A 15,873-nucleotide genomic window follows, 5' to 3' on the forward strand; every position below is an offset into this window, starting at 1 on the left:
ATATTATTGCCGCTGCGCCTCAGCGCGGCTGTCGGGGGCTTCCCGAACGATATTCGGCACTTAAGCCGTGCAATTCATTTTTTTGCCAGCTCCTGGCTGATAGTCCAGAGCTCCCGGCGTTCCTCACTGCTTAAGCCGTGCGTGCGATCGCGAGCTATCAACTCTTCCTGTCGCAGTTCAAGCAGTGAATCAAACATATGGTTGAGCGAGTCGGTGAAGGTTTTTTCTGCGATATCTTTATCTGCTATATCGTCCCACATCGACAGTTTTTCAAGGGTGGCGGCCTCATTTGTGCCGCGATACTGCTCTAAAAGTTGTCCGGTGGTCAGACCTGGCTGAGACAGACAGGTGTTAACCAGTTCGCTGAATAAGCCCAGTCCCGGCATTCTACGCTGATCCAGGCCCGCTAAAGGCGGTACCAGCGGTGCCAGATCCGGATTTTGCACCAGCAGTCCTATCAGTATACGCATGGTCGTGCGTTTTAGCTGTGGAGCAGGGCGCGGTGCGCCATTTTCTGTCAGCTTTGGCATTAAACGTTCAAGCTGGGCGTCATCTAAAATCCCCAGCTTGTTACCCAACTCCTGGCGCAGATAGATGCGCAGCGTCTCACCCGGAACCTGCGTGATCAGCGGCAGCGCCAGCGTGCTGAGCTGCGCGCGCCCGTCCGGGGTGCTCAAATCAACCTGCGGCAGCAGGCTGTTAAATAAAAACGTGGAGAGCGGCTGAGCCTGCTCCATCCGCGCTTCAAACGCGGCCTTACCCTCTTTACGCACCAGCGTATCCGGGTCTTCGCCGTCGGGTAGAAACATAAAGCGCAGCTGGCGGCCGTCGGTCATATACGGCAGCGCCGTCTCCAGCGCTCGCCATGCTGCCTCGCGGCCCGCCCGGTCGCCGTCGTAACAGCAGATGACCTGATTGGTCGCCCGGAACAGCAGCTGAATATGGTCGGCTGTCGTCGAGGTGCCAAGGGACGCGACGGCATAGTTAATGTCGTACTGCGCCAGCGCTACGACGTCCATATAGCCTTCGACAACTAACAGGCGCGGCGGTTCGGCGTTGTTCTGCTGCGCTTCATACAGGCCGTACAGCTGACGACCTTTATGGAAAATATCGGTTTCCGGGGAGTTAAGGTATTTCGGCAGGGCATCACCCAGCACGCGACCACCAAAACCAATTACCCGGCCTCGCTTATCGCGGATCGGGAACATCACCCGTTCGCGGAAGCGGTCGTAACTGCGTCCCTTATCGTTAGTCACCAGCATGCCGGCGTCGATAAGCGACTGGCGGTTTTCTTGATTGCCGCCAAAACGTTTTAAAACGTTGTCCCAACCGGGTGGCGCGTAGCCAATCGCAAAGCGCGCAATGACCTCGCTGCTTAAACCACGCTTATCCAGATACTGGCGCGCGGGGTCGGCGGCGGGTTGCTGCAAAGACTGCTGATAAAACGCATTCAGACCATCCATCAGCTGATAGAGACTTTGCCGTTGATGGCGCTCAATCTGACTGGGTCCGTTGCCCGCTTCGTACGGTACTTCAAGGTTGTGCATGGCGGCCAGCTCTTCGACCGTCTCCACGAACTCGAGCTTGTCGTAGTTCATCAGGAAGTCGACGGCGTTGCCGTGCGCACCGCAGCCGAAGCAGTGGTAAAACTGTTTTTCACCGTTGACGGTAAAAGAGGGGGTTTTTTCGTTATGAAATGGACAGCACGCGTGGTAGTTCTTGCCCTGCTTTTTGAGCTTTACCCGCGCGTCGATAAGATCGACGATGTCGGTTCGCGCCAGCAGGTCATTGATAAATACGCGTGGGATTCGTCCAGCCATAGGCCCCGTAATTATACACCTTATCCAACAAGCTGCTTCAGCGCCGATGCGCCCCTGCCGCCGACGTCAGTCAGCTCCCGGGATTCGCTCTTATGCTGCTTTGGTGCATCCTGAAGGGGTGAGTGTATATGCTAATGCATAAACGAAAATAAGCCGCGCATTCCTTCCGGAAGCACGGCCTTACAACTTACAACTCAGCCTGAATTGAGGGCTGTAGCCCTCAACAGATTAGTACAGACGAGTGCGGCGTGCGTTTTCGCGAGCCAGTTTCTTCGCGTGACGTTTCACTGCAGAAGCTTTAGCGCGCTTACGTTCGGTAGTCGGTTTTTCATAGAACTCACGACGACGAACTTCCGCCAGAACACCTGCTTTTTCACAGGAACGCTTGAAGCGACGCAGAGCTACGTCGAACGGCTCGTTTTCACGTACTTTAATTACCGGCATGTGCCTCTCACCTTTGATTAATTCGGTTTGCTGCTGGCATCAGCGCCAGCTTATTTCAAAATGGTGCGGAATTTTACTGCAACTACTGCTGCTTTGTAAAGCACCTGCGCCCTTTTTGAAAGGACTTTTATAAGGGTGAGGAGTATACACGAGGGTTCTTCCTGGGGCGAACAAAGTTTTATGTCCGCTGCCCCGGAGTCCGTCCCGCGCCAGGCTTTTACCGCCGGCCCTGGCCGCGTATCCCTTGCGGGCCCCGGCCCTCGTCGCGCTGCTGCCTGCAATTCTTAGGGTATACATCAACCCGCATTGGTCCTAAACTGCGCGGTATTAGAGCGAGGTAAAACAAGACATGCGTGTACTGGGTATTGAAACATCCTGCGATGAAACCGGCATCGCCATTTACGACGATAAGCAAGGCCTGCTGGCCAACCAATTGTATAGTCAGGTGAAACTTCACGCTGACTACGGCGGCGTGGTGCCTGAGCTGGCTTCGCGCGATCACGTGCGTAAAACGGTGCCGCTGATCCAGGCGGCGCTGAAAGAGGCCGGACTGACGGCGAAAGATATCGATGCGGTTGCCTACACCGCCGGACCTGGGCTGGTCGGCGCGCTGCTGGTTGGCGCTACGGTGGGCCGTTCGCTGGCGTTCGCCTGGAACGTCCCGGCGATCCCGGTACACCATATGGAAGGGCATCTGCTGGCGCCGATGCTGGAAGATAATCCGCCGGACTATCCTTTTGTAGCGCTGCTGGTTTCCGGTGGCCATACCCAGCTGATTAGCGTGACCGGCATTGGCCAGTATGAGCTGCTGGGTGAATCGATAGACGATGCGGCAGGGGAAGCGTTCGATAAGACCGCGAAGCTGCTGGGGCTCGATTATCCCGGCGGCCCGATGCTCTCTAAAATGGCCGCCCAGGGGAGCGAAGGCCGTTTTGTCTTCCCGCGGCCGATGACCGATCGCCCGGGGCTGGATTTTAGCTTCTCCGGCCTGAAGACCTTTGCCGCCAACACCATCCGCAATAATGAGAATGACGACCAGACCCGGGCGGATATTGCGCGGGCGTTTGAAGATGCGGTGGTGGATACGCTGATGATTAAGTGCCGTCGGGCGCTGGATCAGACCGGCTTTAAGCGCCTGGTGATGGCGGGCGGCGTGAGCGCCAACCGCACGCTGCGCGCGAAGCTGGCCGAGATGATGCAAAAGCGCGGCGGGGAAGTGTTCTACGCCCGCCCCGAATTCTGTACCGACAACGGCGCGATGATCGCCTATGCCGGAATGGTGCGCCTGCGGACCGGCGCGAAGCCCGACCTCGGCGTCACCGTGCGCCCGCGCTGGCCGCTCGCCGAGCTGCCGGCGGCCTGATCCTGCTCACAGGCCGACCTCGCGTCGGCCTGACTTTTTGCGCTATTCCATACTCTTACACAGCGAGCAAATCGCCCCCTGATGTTTTGCCGAGTGCATCACGTCCGGACGCTCGTACTCTTCCCGGCAGGTCACGCAGCGATACACGGTGGTGGAGGCGTTCCCCTGCGCGTCGTAGCGCGGTTCGGCAATGCCGTCATCGTACCGTTTGATGTAGTAGCGCCCGCGGGTCAGGATGCCCATCAGCGGCGTCATCACCAGCGCTATAACCAGCGCAATCAGCGGCGAGAACGGGGCCAGGGTGGCGCCGAGCAGGCCGAAGAACGCGCAGATAGAGAGCCCGGCGGCGAGAGCAAAGGAAACCACCCCCACCGGGTTAACGTTATGGATCATCCCCCGACGATACTCCGGCTGGGCCGGCGCCAGCTTCAGCAGGCCTTTATTGACGGTAATATCGGTGGCGACCACCACAACCCAGGCAATGGCGAAGTTGGAGTAAAAGCCGAGGATCCACGACAGCGCGCTGAACATATCGCCTTCCATCAGCGCCAGCGCAATGGCGAGGTTGACGACAACAAAGACGATCCGCCCCGGATAGCTGCGGGTGGTGCGCGTCCAGGCGCTGGTCCAGGCCAGCGAGCCGGAGTAGGCGTTGGTGACGTTAATTTTAATCTGCGAGATAACCACCAGCACCACGGCCAGGGTCAGCGCCAGCCAGCCGGGCACCATGTTATCAAAGACGCTGACGAACTGCTGAACCGGCTCGGTGTTATGTACCGCCGGGAAGCGGGTCAGCAGGTAGAAGCCGAGGAAGGCGCCAATAATCTGTTTAATCGCCCCCAGCACCACCCAGCCCGGACCGGCGGAAAAGACCGCCAGCCACCAGCTTTTGCTATTCTCCGCCGTTTTCGGCGGCATAAAGCGCAGATAGTCAATCTGCTCGCCGATCTGCATGATCAGCGACAGGCAGACCCCGGCGCCCAGCATAATGGCGGTTAAATCCACGCGCGAGGCGTCGTTCTTGCCGGCAAAGTTCATAAAGCCATCCACCAGCTCCGGGTCTTTGGCGATAAGCCAGGCCACCGGCACGACCATCAGCACCAGCCACAGCGGCGTGGTCCAGACCTGCAGACGGGTCAGAGCCTTCATGCCGTAAACGACCAGCGGCAGCACCATCAGGGTGGCGATGAGGTAGCCCATCCACAGCGGGATCCCGAGGCCGACCAGCAGCCCCTGCGCCATAATCGAGCCCTCAAGGGCGAAGAAGATAAAGGTAAATCCGGCAAAAATGATGCTGGTAATGACCGAACCAAAATAGCCGAACCCGGCGCTGCGGGTGATTAAATCGAGGTCGATGTTATAGCGGGCGGCGGTGATCGCCAGCGGAATGCCGGTCAGGAAAATCACCAGCGCGGCCAGCAGAATTGAGTAAATGGCGTTGGTGGTGCCCCACGCCATGCCGATGCTGGCGCCGATAGAAAAGTCGGCCAGATAGGCAATGCCGCCCAGCGCGGTGACGGCGACGACGCCTGGCCCCCAGCGGCGAAAGCTCAGCGGAGCGTAGCGCAGGGTGTAATCTTCTAATGTTTCACGGGAGCCGGCTGTGCCGGTTTGCGCAGGTAGCTCAGTTTTTATATCCAGTGACGACATAGTCATTCCTTAATGGTCAGGTATGACTGTAATTAGCAAACCTTATGCCACTTCGTAGAGCAGGCGCCGCAGGGGCCGTGAGGGAGGGGAGGATAAAAAGAGGGCGTCGAATGCACCATCCGGGCGCGGGCGCGTCCGGATGGTGCACGGCCTAGCGGCGCAGCATGCCTTTGTCTTCGAGGAAGTCAATGATGCTCTGCAGGCCGTCGCCGCTTTTCAGGTTAGTAAAGGCCCACGGACGCTCGCCGCGCATCCGCATGGTGTCGCGCTCCATCACTTCCAGCGAGGCGCCCACATACGGTGCAAGGTCGGTTTTGTTGATCACCAGGAAGTCCGATTTGGTGATCCCCGGGCCGCCTTTGCGCGGGATTTTCTCCCCTTCCGCCACGTCGATAACGTAGATGGTCAGATCGGCCAGCTCGGGGCTAAAGGTCGCGCTGAGGTTATCGCCGCCGCTTTCGACGAAGATAAGTTCGAGGTTACCGAATTTTTCGCTCAGCGCTTCCACCGCCGCCAGGTTCATGGACGCGTCTTCGCGGATGGCGGTATGCGGACAGCCGCCGGTTTCGACGCCGACGATCCGTTCCGGCTCCAGCGCGCCGGCTTCGGTGAGGATGCGCTGATCTTCTTTGGTGTAGATATCGTTGGTGACGACGGCCAGCTGATACGTGTTGCGCATGGCTTTACACAGCGCTTCCAGCAGCGCGGTTTTCCCGGAACCGACCGGGCCGCCGACGCCCACGCGCAGCGGATGTTTGTAGTTGTTCATGCTTTCTCCTAAGAACGGAATAATCGGGAATACTGCGTTTCATGTCGGGCGGAGGCGATGGCGGTCAGCGGCGTGGAGGAGCCGATCGCCTCGTCCGGGGCGGCAAGCGCGCTGGCCATATCCGCCGCATAGCGATCGCACAGGCGGATGATCAGCTGCTGCGCCGCCTGTTGCCCAAAGGGCACCAGCTTAACGCCGGCCATCACCGCGCCCTCAATCCAGCTGTAGCCGAGGCTCAGCGCCAGGTCGGGGAGGCTAATTTGCCAGCGTACGCCAAGCCAGGCCATGCCGGCCAGCTGGCTTTGCTGGCACAGCGTCCGCCACTCTTTGGGACACTCCGGCTGCCAGTCGGCAAGCAGTCGGGTGAACGCCGCCCCGCGATTACGCTCCTCTTCGCGCAGCTCGCGGGTTTCCCTGCAGGCGAGCAGGTACGCCGCCCAGCGCTGCGCCTCAGGCAGGTTGCTATCTTCGCAGGCGCGATAGAGGCGGGCGAACAGCGGCAGGTCGACGGTAAAAAAACTCTGCTCCATCTGCTGCAGCTGCCAGCGCTCGAAGGCCGGAGTATCGGCCACCCAGCCCGCTTCTACCGCCCACTCCAGCCCCTGCGACCAGCTATAGCCGCCGACCGGCAGGTTGCTGCTGGCCAGCTGCATTAGCCGCAGGCGTTTTTCCGGCGACGGCATTCAGTGGCTGTGCTCATGATGGTCATCGTGGCTATGGCCATGATGATGCCCGTGTCCATGCCCGTGGCTCTCGCTGGCGTAGGCGCCGGCTTCCGGTTCGAACGGTAGGTGGGCGAAGCTCACCAGCAGACCGAACTGGCGCAGCATATCGTCCAGCACGTGGTCGTGGTGGTAGCGCAGCTCGCCGGGCATAATCTGCAGCGGAACGTGGCGGTTACCGAGGTGATAGCAGGCTTTCGCCAGCGTAAACGGGTCTTCGCAGCGCACGACGGAGACGCCCTCATCGGCGGCAATGACCGCGACAAACTCGCTGCCCTCTTCATTACTCAGGACGTCACCGCCCCGTAGCAGCAGACCGCGCGGCAGCAGCAGGCCCGCTTCGCGCCCGTCGTTAAGGGTGACTTTGATTCGGCTTTTTACCCGCACATCAATCGGCAGCGTGACGCTGGCCGTTGCCTGCGCCGGCGTCTCCACGCGTTGGGTCAGATACAGCATCCGGACTCCTTAAAACAGAAAGTAACGTTGCGCCATCGGCAGCACTTCTGCCGGTTCGCTGGTGATTAACTCCCCGTCAATGCGCACCTCGTAGGTTTGCGCATCAACGGTAATATTGGGCTGCAGGCCGTTATGGATCATGTCGGCCTTCTGCAGCGTTCGGCAGCCCTTCACCGTGGCCGTGGCGCTGTGCAGATTGAGGCGCTGCGCCACGCCGCTCTCTACCGCCGCCTGCGACAGGAAGGTCAGCCGACAGCGATGGCGGGCGCTGCCCAGCGCCCCGAACATCGGCCGATAGTGCACCGGCTGCGGGGTGGGAATCGAAGCGTTAATATCGCCCATCGGCGCGATGGCAATCATCCCGCCCTTCACCACGCACGCCGGCTTCACGCCGAAGAACGCCGGAGACCACAGCACCAGGTCCGCCATCTTGCCGGCCTCAATCGAGCCGACCTCGTGGGCGATACCGTGGGTCAGCGCCGGGTTAATGGTGTATTTCGCGATATAGCGCTTAACGCGAAAGTTATCGTTGTCGCCGCGCTCTTCCGCCAGCGGGCCGCGCTGAACCTTCATGCGGTGGGCGACCTGCCAGGTGCGCAGCACCACCTCGCCGACGCGGCCCATGGCCTGCGAATCGGAAGAGGTCAGCGAGAAGGCGCCGATATCGTGCAGGACGTCCTCGGCGGCGATGGTTTCCCGGCGAATGCGCGATTCGGCAAACGCCACGTCCTCCGCGATGTCCGGGTCGAGGTGATGGCAAACCATCAGCATATCGAGGTGTTCATCGATGGTATTGACGGTGTAGGGCAGCGTCGGGTTAGTCGAAGAGGGCAGAATATTGGGGTGCGCGCAGGCGGTAATAATATCCGGCGCGTGGCCGCCGCCGGCGCCTTCGGTATGGAAGGTGTGGATGGTACGACCGCCAATCGCCGCCAGGGTATCTTCGACAAAGCCGGACTCGTTGAGGGTATCGCTATGCAGCGCGACCTGAACGTCCATCTCATCGGCGACGGTCAGCGCGCAGTTGATAGCCGCGGGCGTCGCGCCCCAGTCCTCGTGGATTTTTAGGCCAATCACCCCTGCCGCCACCTGCTCGCGCAGCGCGTCAGGGTTGGAGCCGTTGCCTTTACCCAGCAGGCCGATGTTGACCGGCAGGCTATCCGCGGCCTGCAGCATTCGCGAGATATACCAAGGCCCGGGGGTGCAGGTGGTGGCGTGGGTGCCCGCCGCCGGTCCGGTGCCGCCGCCGACCATGGTGGTGACGCCGGAGACCAGCGCCTCTTCCGCCTGCTGCGGGCAGATCCAGTGGATGTGCGTATCGACGCCGCCGGCGGTGACTATCTTACCTTCGGCGGCAATGATTTCCGTCGCCGCGCCGATAGGGATGGTGACGTCAGGCTGGATATCCGGGTTGCCCGCTTTGCCAACGGCGAAGATGCGCCCCTCTTTGACGCCGATATCCGCCTTCACGATCCCCCAGTGATCGACGATCAGCGCGTTGGTCAGCACCAGATCGACGCACTCCGCTGAGAGCATTTGCCCCTGGCCCATGCCGTCGCGAATCACCTTTCCGCCGCCGAACTTCACCTCTTCGCCGTAGGTAGTGAGATCGTCCTCAACCTCGATCCACAGCTCGGTGTCCGCGAGGCGGACCTTATCGCCGGTGGTGGGGCCAAACATATCGGCATAGGCCTGGCGTGAAATATTACTCATCGGTTGCCTCCAGTTTTCCCATCACCGCCCCACGAAAGCCGTACACCGCGCGGGAGCCGGCAAGAGCAACCAGCTCCACTTCACGCTTTTGCCCGGGTTCAAAACGGACCGCGGTACCGGCGGCGATATTCAGGCGATAGCCCGTCGCCTGCTCGCGGTCGAACTTCAGCGCCGGATTCACTTCGGCGAAGTGATAGTGCGATCCCACCTGGATCGGCCGGTCACCGTGGTTTTCAACGATTATGCTGCGGGTCATGCGGCCAACGTTAAGGGCTATCTGGCCGGGCTTCACTTGGTACTCACCTGGGATCATCGCGAAACCTCAGATTATCGGATTGTGGACGGTGACCAGCTTCGAGCCGTCCGGGAAGGTGGCTTCGACCTGGATATCGGGGATCATTTCGGGCACGCCCTCCATCACCTGGCTGCGGCTCAGGACGTGGCGGCCCTCTTCCATCAGCGCCGCCACGCTATTGCCGTCGCGGGCGCCCTCCATAATAAAGGCGCTAATTAACGCCACCGCTTCCGGGTAGTTCAGCTTCAGCCCACGGGCCAGGCGGCGCTCCGCCACCAGCGCGGCGGTAAACAGCAGCAGCTTATCTTTCTCTCTGGGGGTCAGTTCCATAGCGTTCTCTTAGGTCAGCCAGATTCGGGGAGGAACCGGGGGTTTCCCGGTCAGATGCGGGCGCATAAACTGCCAGATATCGCGCATTGCCCGCTGGCACAGCAAATTATCATCACTTAAAAATCGGACCGTCAGCAGGCCGTCGGTCAGGCTGGCGCCGGCGTAGCTGGCAAGCCCGGCGAGCCGTTCGCGTACGCCGTCGAGCAGGGTCTCGTTGGCCGGATAGAACAGCAGCGTTCCTATCCACGGCCGCTGGGCGATGCAGGCCAGCTGGCCGTCGGCGAGGCACAGACGTTCTACCAGCAGCGGCGTCTCATCAACCCATACCTCCAGGCGGTTCGCGAGGGTGCCGTGGCTAAAGGTTTCGCCCATCACCGGGCGGCCGAGGCACAGCAGATCCCAGGCTAAAAGGGTGCTGGTGGCGCAAAGATGAAAGGTGGTCTGCAGATTAGCCCGCGCGCCGGGGAAAAAAATGGCGTCCTGCGGCAGCCATTCAAGAATAGCCTGCGGCGCGACGGTGAAGCGCTGGTGCAGATGCGCCTGCGCGCCGCTGCTGCGGTAAAACTTGCTGGCACCGGGCATGGTCATCAGCGCGTGGCTGCCGCCGTCGAGGGCGGCGGTAATCGTCAGCTCATCGCCGCCAACGATGCCGCCCGGCGGATGCAATAAATAGAGGTGGCAGGTTTCTTCTTCGGGATAAAAAGGGCGCTGGACGGTTAACGGGCCAACGTGACGGGAAGAGGTCAGGACCGTTTTATCGCCGATAGATTGAAAGCGGAGATCCAGCGTAGCCTGCCAGCCTTTTTTTGTCTGTGGTAACACGGTGCTGTGCAATGTTGCGCCCCTGCAAACTCAAGAAAAAACAGCAGCGATGAGTATTGATCGGCCGCAAAGCATCCCGATCATATGAAAAGCTTATGCTTATTATCCCCGTAAACCGCCGCCGGCTGCGGATAGGCTCCATCCCTGGACCTTCCCCCGCAGGCGGGATAGCTACATGTTGAACGGTTGAGGGGCGGTGGGTAAAAGGCGCTCAGCGCGAGCGCCCGGGGGTAACGCTATTTATCCTGATAATCCTCGGCGTCGATATCGTAGCCCGACGGTTCCCAGCGGATGGCCAGCAGCGACAGCAGGCCAATGAGCGGCGCCGCGGCGATAACCCAAAAGACGCGCGTATCCAGCGCCGCGACCAGCAGCGGGAAGAGGAACAGCGACAGCGTTGAGCTGCTGCGCATCAGGGTTTGGTTGAGGCCGACGCCAACGCCGCGCAGCGACGTTGGGTAGCTCAGCGAGGCAAAGGTCATGGTATGCGCGCCGGGGCCAAAGCCCTGGCCGAAGAGGAACAGCGCCAGCATGGCGACCGCGGCGATCCCTTCGGCGGCCCCTTCCGGGCGGCCAATCAGCGCCAGCCCCAGCAGCGCCGCCAGCTGGCAGCCGTATCCCGCCAGCGACATTTTCCATGCCCCAAGGCGCGGCACCAGGCGTACCGCCAGCAGCCCGCCGACGAAGGCGAAGAGCAGGTTCAGCGCCAGCGAGATCAGGATTGTGGTTAGCATCGACTGCACGAAGAAGCTGGAGATAATCACCGGCAGGCCGAAGGCGACGGCGTTATAGGCGAATGACGAGACCACCGAGAGCAGCGTCGCCAGGGTCGTACGCCGCAGGTAAACCCCCTGGAACAGGCGTAAATAGTTGCTCCACTGCGCTTTTTTCACCACCGGAGCCGGTTTATCCAGCGCGTCCTGCGCCACGTGGGCGTTGATATTGTACGCCTGGCGCAGAATCGAGGCCGCTTCACGCAGGTTGCCCTGATTGGCGGCCCAAACCGGCGACTCGCTCATATAGCGGCTGCGAATGGCGATAATCACCAGCGCGGGGATTGCGCCGAAGCCGAGGATCAGCCGCCACAGCCAGTCGCTGTGGCTTTCCGGCAGCGCGGCGTAGAAAAACAGCACCAGTAGGTACGAAACGCTGATGGCGGCGTACCAGGTCGGGCACCACATGGCCACGCTGGCGGCTTTGTTGCCTGGCCCTTTGAGTTTAGAAAATTCGCTCAGGAAGGCCATCGCCACCGGCAGGTCAATACCCACCCCGAGCCCCATGACAAATCGGGCGCCGGTGAGGACGTATTCGTTGGGCGCCAGCGCGCAGGCGATTGCGGCAACCACGAAGAACAGCATATCCGCCATAAAGACGCGGTAGCGGCCGATTTTATCCGTCAGATAGCCGCCCAGCAGCGCGCCGACGATGGCGCCGAAGGTGATGGCTGAGGCCACCATGCCGGTGCCGGCGGGCGTCAGGTTGAATTCACGGGTAATGTCCTTCAGGCCAAAGGCCAGGGAGCCGAGATCGTAGGCATCGAGAAAAATGCCGCCCAGCGCGATGCCCATGACGATGCGCGCGTTGTTGCGCCCGCTGCTGCCCTCGTTAATCAGGCGCGAAACGTCCGCCGCGCCGCGTATCCATTTAACTTCCCCGTCGGGCGCCCCTGCCGCTGCAATCGGCGCCGAATTGATTACGTCTGTCATATTATTGTTCTGTTGTGTCTTATCAGGAGATTCAGAGTAAACATCGCCGGGCGGGCAAATAAATCATTTTTGGTTATAAGACATAACTAAGTGATTGTTGCGAAAGGTTTATCTTTGAAGCGACAGCGCGGTGGAATGATTGGCTGTCAGGACGGGGAATCAAAAGATATTGTCGGGGAAAATCGTGCCCGGCGGCGCCGGGCGCGGCGGTTATTTCTGCTGCGGTTTTTTCCTGTTCTTCTTCAGCCGGGCCCAGATTTTGGTTTCCTGACGGCGCCACAGGCGCTGGATATTGTCATGATGGCGCAGGAGGATCAGGCAGGAGAGCATCGATACCGGAAAGGTGTACTGCGGCTTGAACCACCAGACGTAGAACGGCGCAATAAGCGCGCTGACGATGGCGCCGAGCGAAGAGTAGCCGCTGAGCAGAATGGTCAGTAGCCAGGTTCCGGCCATGACGCCGGTTAAATCCCAGCCGATGGGCGCAATGGCGCCGAAGGCGGTCGCAACGCCCTTGCCGCCGCGAAAATTGAAGAACACCGGCCAGATATGACCAATGCAGGCGGCGATCGCCACCAGGCCCAGCCAGAAAGGGGTCAGTCCGAGTGCCCATGCGCCCCAGACCGGCAGCATGCCTTTGAGCACGTCGAAGATAAGCACCGTTACGGCCGCTCCCTTGCCGCCAATCCGCAGGACGTTGGTCGCCCCGGGGTTGCCCGAGCCGCTATCGCGAGGGTCGGGCAGGCCGGCGAGGCGGCAAACCAGAATGGCGCTGGAAATTGAGCCGCAGAGGTAGGCAAGGATAACGAGTCCAGGCGCGATTGCACTCATCAGCTGTTCCATTTTGAAAGTGTCGTTTTATCCCCGTCATCCTTGGCGCGGCCGGTGCGTTGGCTCTCCTCGCGCGCCCGGATACATCGTGATGCTATGCTCCCGGAAGCTCGCTGCGCCGCCGCCTTCCTGCAACGCAAATTATTTAGGGGATGTCTTTGCATCTGTGGATAATACGCATAATTCGCCGGAAGTGGTATCCGGTTTAGCCAAAAAGCAGGCAGGTCGTGATGGATATTGTATTTATAGAGCAACTTTCGGTAATCACCACTATTGGTGTTTATGACTGGGAACAAACCATTGAACAGAAGCTGGTGTTCGATATCGAAATGGCGTGGGATAACCGCAAAGCGGCGTCCAGCGATGATGTGAGCGATTGCCTTAGCTATGCCGATATTAGCGAACTGGTTATCAACCACGTTGAAGGGGGCCGCTTTGCGCTGGTGGAGCGCGTCGCTGAAGAGATTGCCGATCTGCTGCTGGCAAAATTTTCCTCGCCGTGGGTGCGAATTAAAGTCAGCAAGCCGGGAGCGGTTGCCCGCGCGGCCAACGTCGGCGTCATCATTGAGCGTGGCCTTAATCTGAAACAAAACTTTTAAGGTCATATTGATTAAACAATTTGGGCTTATACAGGTCTTAGTGCCGGTCATCAGGTTATTTTATTTGCCATCTTCTCCTCGAACGGGGCTCGAATTCCTCGCGTACTCCGTGTACGCTCCGGAATTGACGCGCCGTCCGAGGCCTAGCTGGCTGCCCCAATGACGCCTGATGGCATGGCTCGTAGTGCCTGGTTTTTTCATTTTACTTTTAAAGGGTTTATTGGATGAGCGATATACACTCGCTGCTGGTGGCGGCAATATTGGGTGTGGTTGAGGGTTTGACAGAGTTTTTACCTGTTTCCAGTACTGGTCATATGATTATTGTTGGCCATCTGCTGGGGTTTGAAGGTGATACTGCAAATACATTTGAGGTGGTCATTCAGTTAGGTTCTATTCTTGCCGTTGTCGTGATGTTCTGGCGTCGTTTGTTTGGCCTGATCGGTATCCATTTCGGTAAACCACCTGCGCATGAAGGGCAGGGCAGCGGTCGCTTATCGCTTATCCATATTCTGTTAGGGATGATTCCGGCGGTGGTGCTGGGCCTGATATTCCACGACACCATTAAGTCGCTATTTAACCCGGTCAACGTGATGTACGCGCTGATTGTCGGCGGCGTGCTGCTGATTGCCGCTGAGGTGCTGAAGCCGAAGGAGCCGCGCGCGGTAGGCGTTGACGATATGACCTATCGTCAGGCGTTCGTGATTGGCTGCTTCCAGTGCCTGGCGCTGTGGCCGGGCTTTTCTCGCTCCGGCGCGACCATTTCCGGCGGTATGCTGATGGGCGTGAGCCGCTATGCGGCCTCTGAGTTCTCGTTCCTGCTGGCAGTGCCGATGATGATGGGCGCCACCGTGCTGGACGTTTATAAAAGCATCGGCTTCCTGAACGCCAGCGATATTCCGATGTTTGCCGTCGGCTTTATTATGGCGTTTATCGTGGCGCTGATTGCGATTAAAACCTTCCTGCAGCTGATTAAACGTATTTCGTTTATCCCGTTCGCAATCTACCGCTTTATCGTGGCGGCAGTTGTTTACGTGGTCTTCTTCTAAGACCCTGGCCCTCAGTCTTTTGGCTGAGGGCAGCGTTCTTCCTTCCACTGCGCGATGGCCGCAATACGCCGACGCGTCAGCTCCTCGCGAATCTCCGGCCCTTTAAACCCTTGTGCGACCACCTCTTTCGTCGATACCGACCGGGCGACATGCCACGCTTCAAGCAGCAGGCGCCCCTGGGGATAGTCGCAGGCCTCGAAGCCGGTTCGGCCGCGGACGTCGGCTTCGCTGGTGAGGGCAATTTTCTCCACCCGCTGCGGCTTGCGCCAGGCGTCGATGCTGTCGAACAGCTTGACCAGGGTTTTGGGCTGCAGAATCGGCAGGGTATGAATCAGATCGTGGAACTCGGCGACCAGCTTCGCCAGGTCGCGGATCTCATTCGGGACGCGCAGGCGGGCGCAAAGCTGCTCGACCAGCTTGACGCCGGCCGGCCCGTGGCCGTGATGACGGGGCCAGAGCGCTTTCGGCGTCAGCCCTTTGCCCAAATCGTGGCACAGGGTGGCGAAACGCACGTCGATTTCCGGCGACAGCATCGCCGCCATGCTCAGGGTCATGAGGGTATGCAGGCCGGTGTCGATTTCCGGATGCCATTTGGCCGGCGCGGGTACGCCGTACAGCGCCTCGATTTCCGGGAACAGCACGCCGAGCGCGCGGCAGTCGCGCAGGGTCTGGAAAAAGACCTGCGGATTGCGGGTGCCCAGCGCGCCCTCGGTCTCTTTCCATACCCGCTCCGGGGTCAGGTGCGCCAGCTCGCCGGCGTCGGCCATCGCGCGCATCAGCGCCATGGTGTCGTCCGCAATGCGAAAGCCGAGATGGGCGTAGCGGGCGGCAAAGCGCGCGACGCGCAGAACGCGCAGCGGATCTTCGCTAAAGGCCGGTGAAACGTGGCGCAGCAGGCGCTGGCGCAGATCGGACTGGCCGCCGTAGGGGTCGATAATCTGGCCGTCTGAGTCCTGGGCGAGGGCGTTAACCGTCAGGTCGCGGCGGAGCAAATCCTGTTCGAGGGTGACGTCGGGCGCGGCGTAGCAGGTGAAGCCGGTGTAGCCGGCGCCTGACTTACGCTCGGTTCGCGCCAGGGCGTACTCTTCCCGGCTTTGCGGGTGCAGGAACACGGGAAAATCGCGGCCTACCTGCTGGTAGCCCGCGTCAAGCAGCTCTGAGGGCGCGGCGCCCACCACCACCCAATCTCTGTCTTTGACCGGTAGTCCGAGTAATGCATCCCGGACGGCACCGCCGACCAAATAAATCTTCACGCCTGCTTCTCCCGCATCCACTTTGCGCTGGATGATACGTAAGTCTGGCAGAGA

General features: G+C 60.1%; 16 protein-coding genes and 1 pseudogene. 4 read left to right on the top strand and 13 right to left on the bottom strand.

The window, feature by feature from the left end; all coding sequences use genetic code 11:
- Nucleotides 1-74: 74 nt before the first annotated feature.
- Together dnaG and rpsU are read right to left on the bottom strand one after the other, a co-directional pair.
- A complete protein-coding gene (gene dnaG / locus MMW58_RS03170; protein WP_041147302.1) occupies nt 75-1,820 on the bottom strand; it encodes a DNA primase in 1,746 nt (581 codons plus the stop codon).
- Nucleotides 1,821-2,048: 228 nt separating this feature from the next.
- Nucleotides 2,049-2,264, bottom strand: a complete 216-nt coding sequence (gene rpsU, locus MMW58_RS03175; RefSeq protein WP_001144069.1) for a 30S ribosomal protein S21 — start codon at nt 2,262-2,264, stop codon at nt 2,049-2,051.
- Nucleotides 2,265-2,613: 349 nt separating this feature from the next.
- Here rpsU and tsaD point away from each other — a divergent pair, with 349 nt between their 5' ends.
- Nucleotides 2,614-3,627 carry a tRNA (adenosine(37)-N6)-threonylcarbamoyltransferase complex transferase subunit TsaD gene (tsaD, locus tag MMW58_RS03180; protein WP_041147301.1) on the top strand — a complete coding sequence of 338 codons (1,014 nt, stop codon included), beginning with the start codon at nt 2,614-2,616 and terminating at the stop codon, nt 3,625-3,627.
- A 42-nt stretch (nt 3,628-3,669) separates the two neighbouring features.
- On the opposite strand, the gene MMW58_RS03185 is transcribed toward tsaD, so the two are convergent.
- The 8 genes from MMW58_RS03185 to MMW58_RS03220 form a co-directional block, all read right to left on the bottom strand.
- On the bottom strand, nt 3,670-5,277 hold the full coding sequence (locus MMW58_RS03185) for a purine-cytosine permease family protein (protein WP_133600894.1): 1,608 nt from the start codon (nt 5,275-5,277) through the stop codon (nt 3,670-3,672).
- Between the two features lie 151 nt (nt 5,278-5,428).
- Complete coding sequence (gene ureG, locus MMW58_RS03190; protein ID WP_041147299.1) at nt 5,429-6,046, bottom strand: urease accessory protein UreG; 618 nt, start codon at nt 6,044-6,046, stop codon at nt 5,429-5,431.
- Nucleotides 6,047-6,054: 8 nt separating this feature from the next.
- Nucleotides 6,055-6,729, bottom strand: a complete 675-nt coding sequence (locus tag MMW58_RS03195; protein ID WP_241722742.1) for an urease accessory protein UreF — start codon at nt 6,727-6,729, stop codon at nt 6,055-6,057.
- Nucleotides 6,730-7,224 carry an urease accessory protein UreE gene (ureE, locus tag MMW58_RS03200; protein ID WP_241722743.1) on the bottom strand — a complete coding sequence of 165 codons (495 nt, stop codon included), beginning with the start codon at nt 7,222-7,224 and terminating at the stop codon, nt 6,730-6,732.
- Nucleotides 7,225-7,233: 9 nt separating this feature from the next.
- The gene (ureC, locus tag MMW58_RS03205; protein ID WP_159237088.1) at nt 7,234-8,937 is read right to left on the bottom strand and encodes an urease subunit alpha; all 1,704 of its coding nucleotides are present in this window, start codon (nt 8,935-8,937) and stop codon (nt 7,234-7,236) included.
- Nucleotides 8,930-9,250: an urease subunit beta gene (locus MMW58_RS03210; protein WP_159237089.1), complete on the bottom strand. Its 321-nt coding sequence runs from the start codon at nt 9,248-9,250 to the stop codon at nt 8,930-8,932. The genes ureC and MMW58_RS03210 overlap by 8 nt, the downstream gene beginning before the upstream one ends.
- A 9-nt stretch (nt 9,251-9,259) precedes the next feature.
- Entirely contained in the window at nt 9,260-9,562 is a 303-nt protein-coding gene (locus MMW58_RS03215; RefSeq protein WP_041147294.1) for an urease subunit gamma, read from the bottom strand.
- Between the two features lie 9 nt (nt 9,563-9,571).
- Nucleotides 9,572-10,396 carry an urease accessory protein UreD gene (locus MMW58_RS03220; RefSeq protein WP_241722744.1) on the bottom strand — a complete coding sequence of 275 codons (825 nt, stop codon included), beginning with the start codon at nt 10,394-10,396 and terminating at the stop codon, nt 9,572-9,574.
- Here MMW58_RS03220 and MMW58_RS03225 point away from each other — a divergent pair.
- Nucleotides 10,386-10,469: pseudogene (locus MMW58_RS03225) on the top strand (short-chain dehydrogenase); the annotation flags it as partial. The gene MMW58_RS03220 and the pseudogene MMW58_RS03225 overlap by 11 nt on opposite strands.
- Before the next feature lie 151 nt (nt 10,470-10,620).
- Here MMW58_RS03225 and MMW58_RS03230 read toward each other — a convergent pair.
- Together MMW58_RS03230 and plsY are read right to left on the bottom strand one after the other, a co-directional pair.
- On the bottom strand, nt 10,621-12,090 hold the full coding sequence (locus tag MMW58_RS03230; protein WP_133600899.1) for an MFS transporter: 1,470 nt from the start codon (nt 12,088-12,090) through the stop codon (nt 10,621-10,623).
- A gap of 210 nt (nt 12,091-12,300) precedes the next feature.
- Nucleotides 12,301-12,921 carry a glycerol-3-phosphate 1-O-acyltransferase PlsY gene (gene plsY, locus MMW58_RS03235; RefSeq protein WP_041147754.1) on the bottom strand — a complete coding sequence of 207 codons (621 nt, stop codon included), beginning with the start codon at nt 12,919-12,921 and terminating at the stop codon, nt 12,301-12,303.
- A gap of 230 nt (nt 12,922-13,151) precedes the next feature.
- On the opposite strand from plsY, the gene folB reads away from it, so the two are divergent.
- Nucleotides 13,152-13,520: a bifunctional dihydroneopterin aldolase/7,8-dihydroneopterin epimerase gene (gene folB / locus MMW58_RS03240; protein ID WP_095099587.1), complete on the top strand. Its 369-nt coding sequence runs from the start codon at nt 13,152-13,154 to the stop codon at nt 13,518-13,520.
- 224 nt (nt 13,521-13,744) lie between these two features.
- Nucleotides 13,745-14,566 (top strand): undecaprenyl-diphosphate phosphatase, encoded by an 822-nt coding sequence (gene bacA, locus MMW58_RS03245; protein WP_241722745.1) that lies wholly within the window; start codon nt 13,745-13,747, stop codon nt 14,564-14,566.
- 11 nt (nt 14,567-14,577) lie between these two features.
- On the opposite strand, the gene MMW58_RS03250 is transcribed toward bacA, so the two are convergent.
- Nucleotides 14,578-15,819, bottom strand: coding sequence for a multifunctional CCA addition/repair protein (locus MMW58_RS03250; protein ID WP_133600900.1), 1,242 nt, complete (start codon nt 15,817-15,819; stop codon nt 14,578-14,580).
- Nucleotides 15,820-15,873 lie beyond the last annotated feature (54 nt).

It is taken from the genome of Klebsiella sp. HC6 (genome assembly GCF_022605325.1).
GTDB lineage: Bacteria > Pseudomonadota > Gammaproteobacteria > Enterobacterales > Enterobacteriaceae > Klebsiella > Klebsiella terrigena.

Bases quoted from the DNA above. Each gene is read 5' to 3' on its own strand.
- dnaG (WP_041147302.1), bottom strand. From the start codon at position 1,820: ATGGCTGGACGAATCCCACGCGTATTTATCAATGACCTGCTGGCGCGA.
- rpsU (WP_001144069.1), bottom strand. From the start codon at position 2,264: ATGCCGGTAATTAAAGTACGTGAAAACGAGCCGTTCGACGTAGCTCTG.
- tsaD (WP_041147301.1), top strand. From the start codon at position 2,614: ATGCGTGTACTGGGTATTGAAACATCCTGCGATGAAACCGGCATCGCC.
- MMW58_RS03185 (WP_133600894.1), bottom strand. From the start codon at position 5,277: ATGTCGTCACTGGATATAAAAACTGAGCTACCTGCGCAAACCGGCACA.
- ureG (WP_041147299.1), bottom strand. From the start codon at position 6,046: ATGAACAACTACAAACATCCGCTGCGCGTGGGCGTCGGCGGCCCGGTC.
- MMW58_RS03195 (WP_241722742.1), bottom strand. From the start codon at position 6,729: ATGCCGTCGCCGGAAAAACGCCTGCGGCTAATGCAGCTGGCCAGCAGC.
- ureE (WP_241722743.1), bottom strand. From the start codon at position 7,224: ATGCTGTATCTGACCCAACGCGTGGAGACGCCGGCGCAGGCAACGGCC.
- ureC (WP_159237088.1), bottom strand. From the start codon at position 8,937: ATGAGTAATATTTCACGCCAGGCCTATGCCGATATGTTTGGCCCCACC.
- MMW58_RS03210 (WP_159237089.1), bottom strand. From the start codon at position 9,250: ATGATCCCAGGTGAGTACCAAGTGAAGCCCGGCCAGATAGCCCTTAAC.
- MMW58_RS03215 (WP_041147294.1), bottom strand. From the start codon at position 9,562: ATGGAACTGACCCCCAGAGAGAAAGATAAGCTGCTGCTGTTTACCGCC.
- MMW58_RS03230 (WP_133600899.1), bottom strand. From the start codon at position 12,090: ATGACAGACGTAATCAATTCGGCGCCGATTGCAGCGGCAGGGGCGCCC.
- plsY (WP_041147754.1), bottom strand. From the start codon at position 12,921: ATGAGTGCAATCGCGCCTGGACTCGTTATCCTTGCCTACCTCTGCGGC.
- folB (WP_095099587.1), top strand. From the start codon at position 13,152: ATGGATATTGTATTTATAGAGCAACTTTCGGTAATCACCACTATTGGT.
- bacA (WP_241722745.1), top strand. From the start codon at position 13,745: ATGAGCGATATACACTCGCTGCTGGTGGCGGCAATATTGGGTGTGGTT.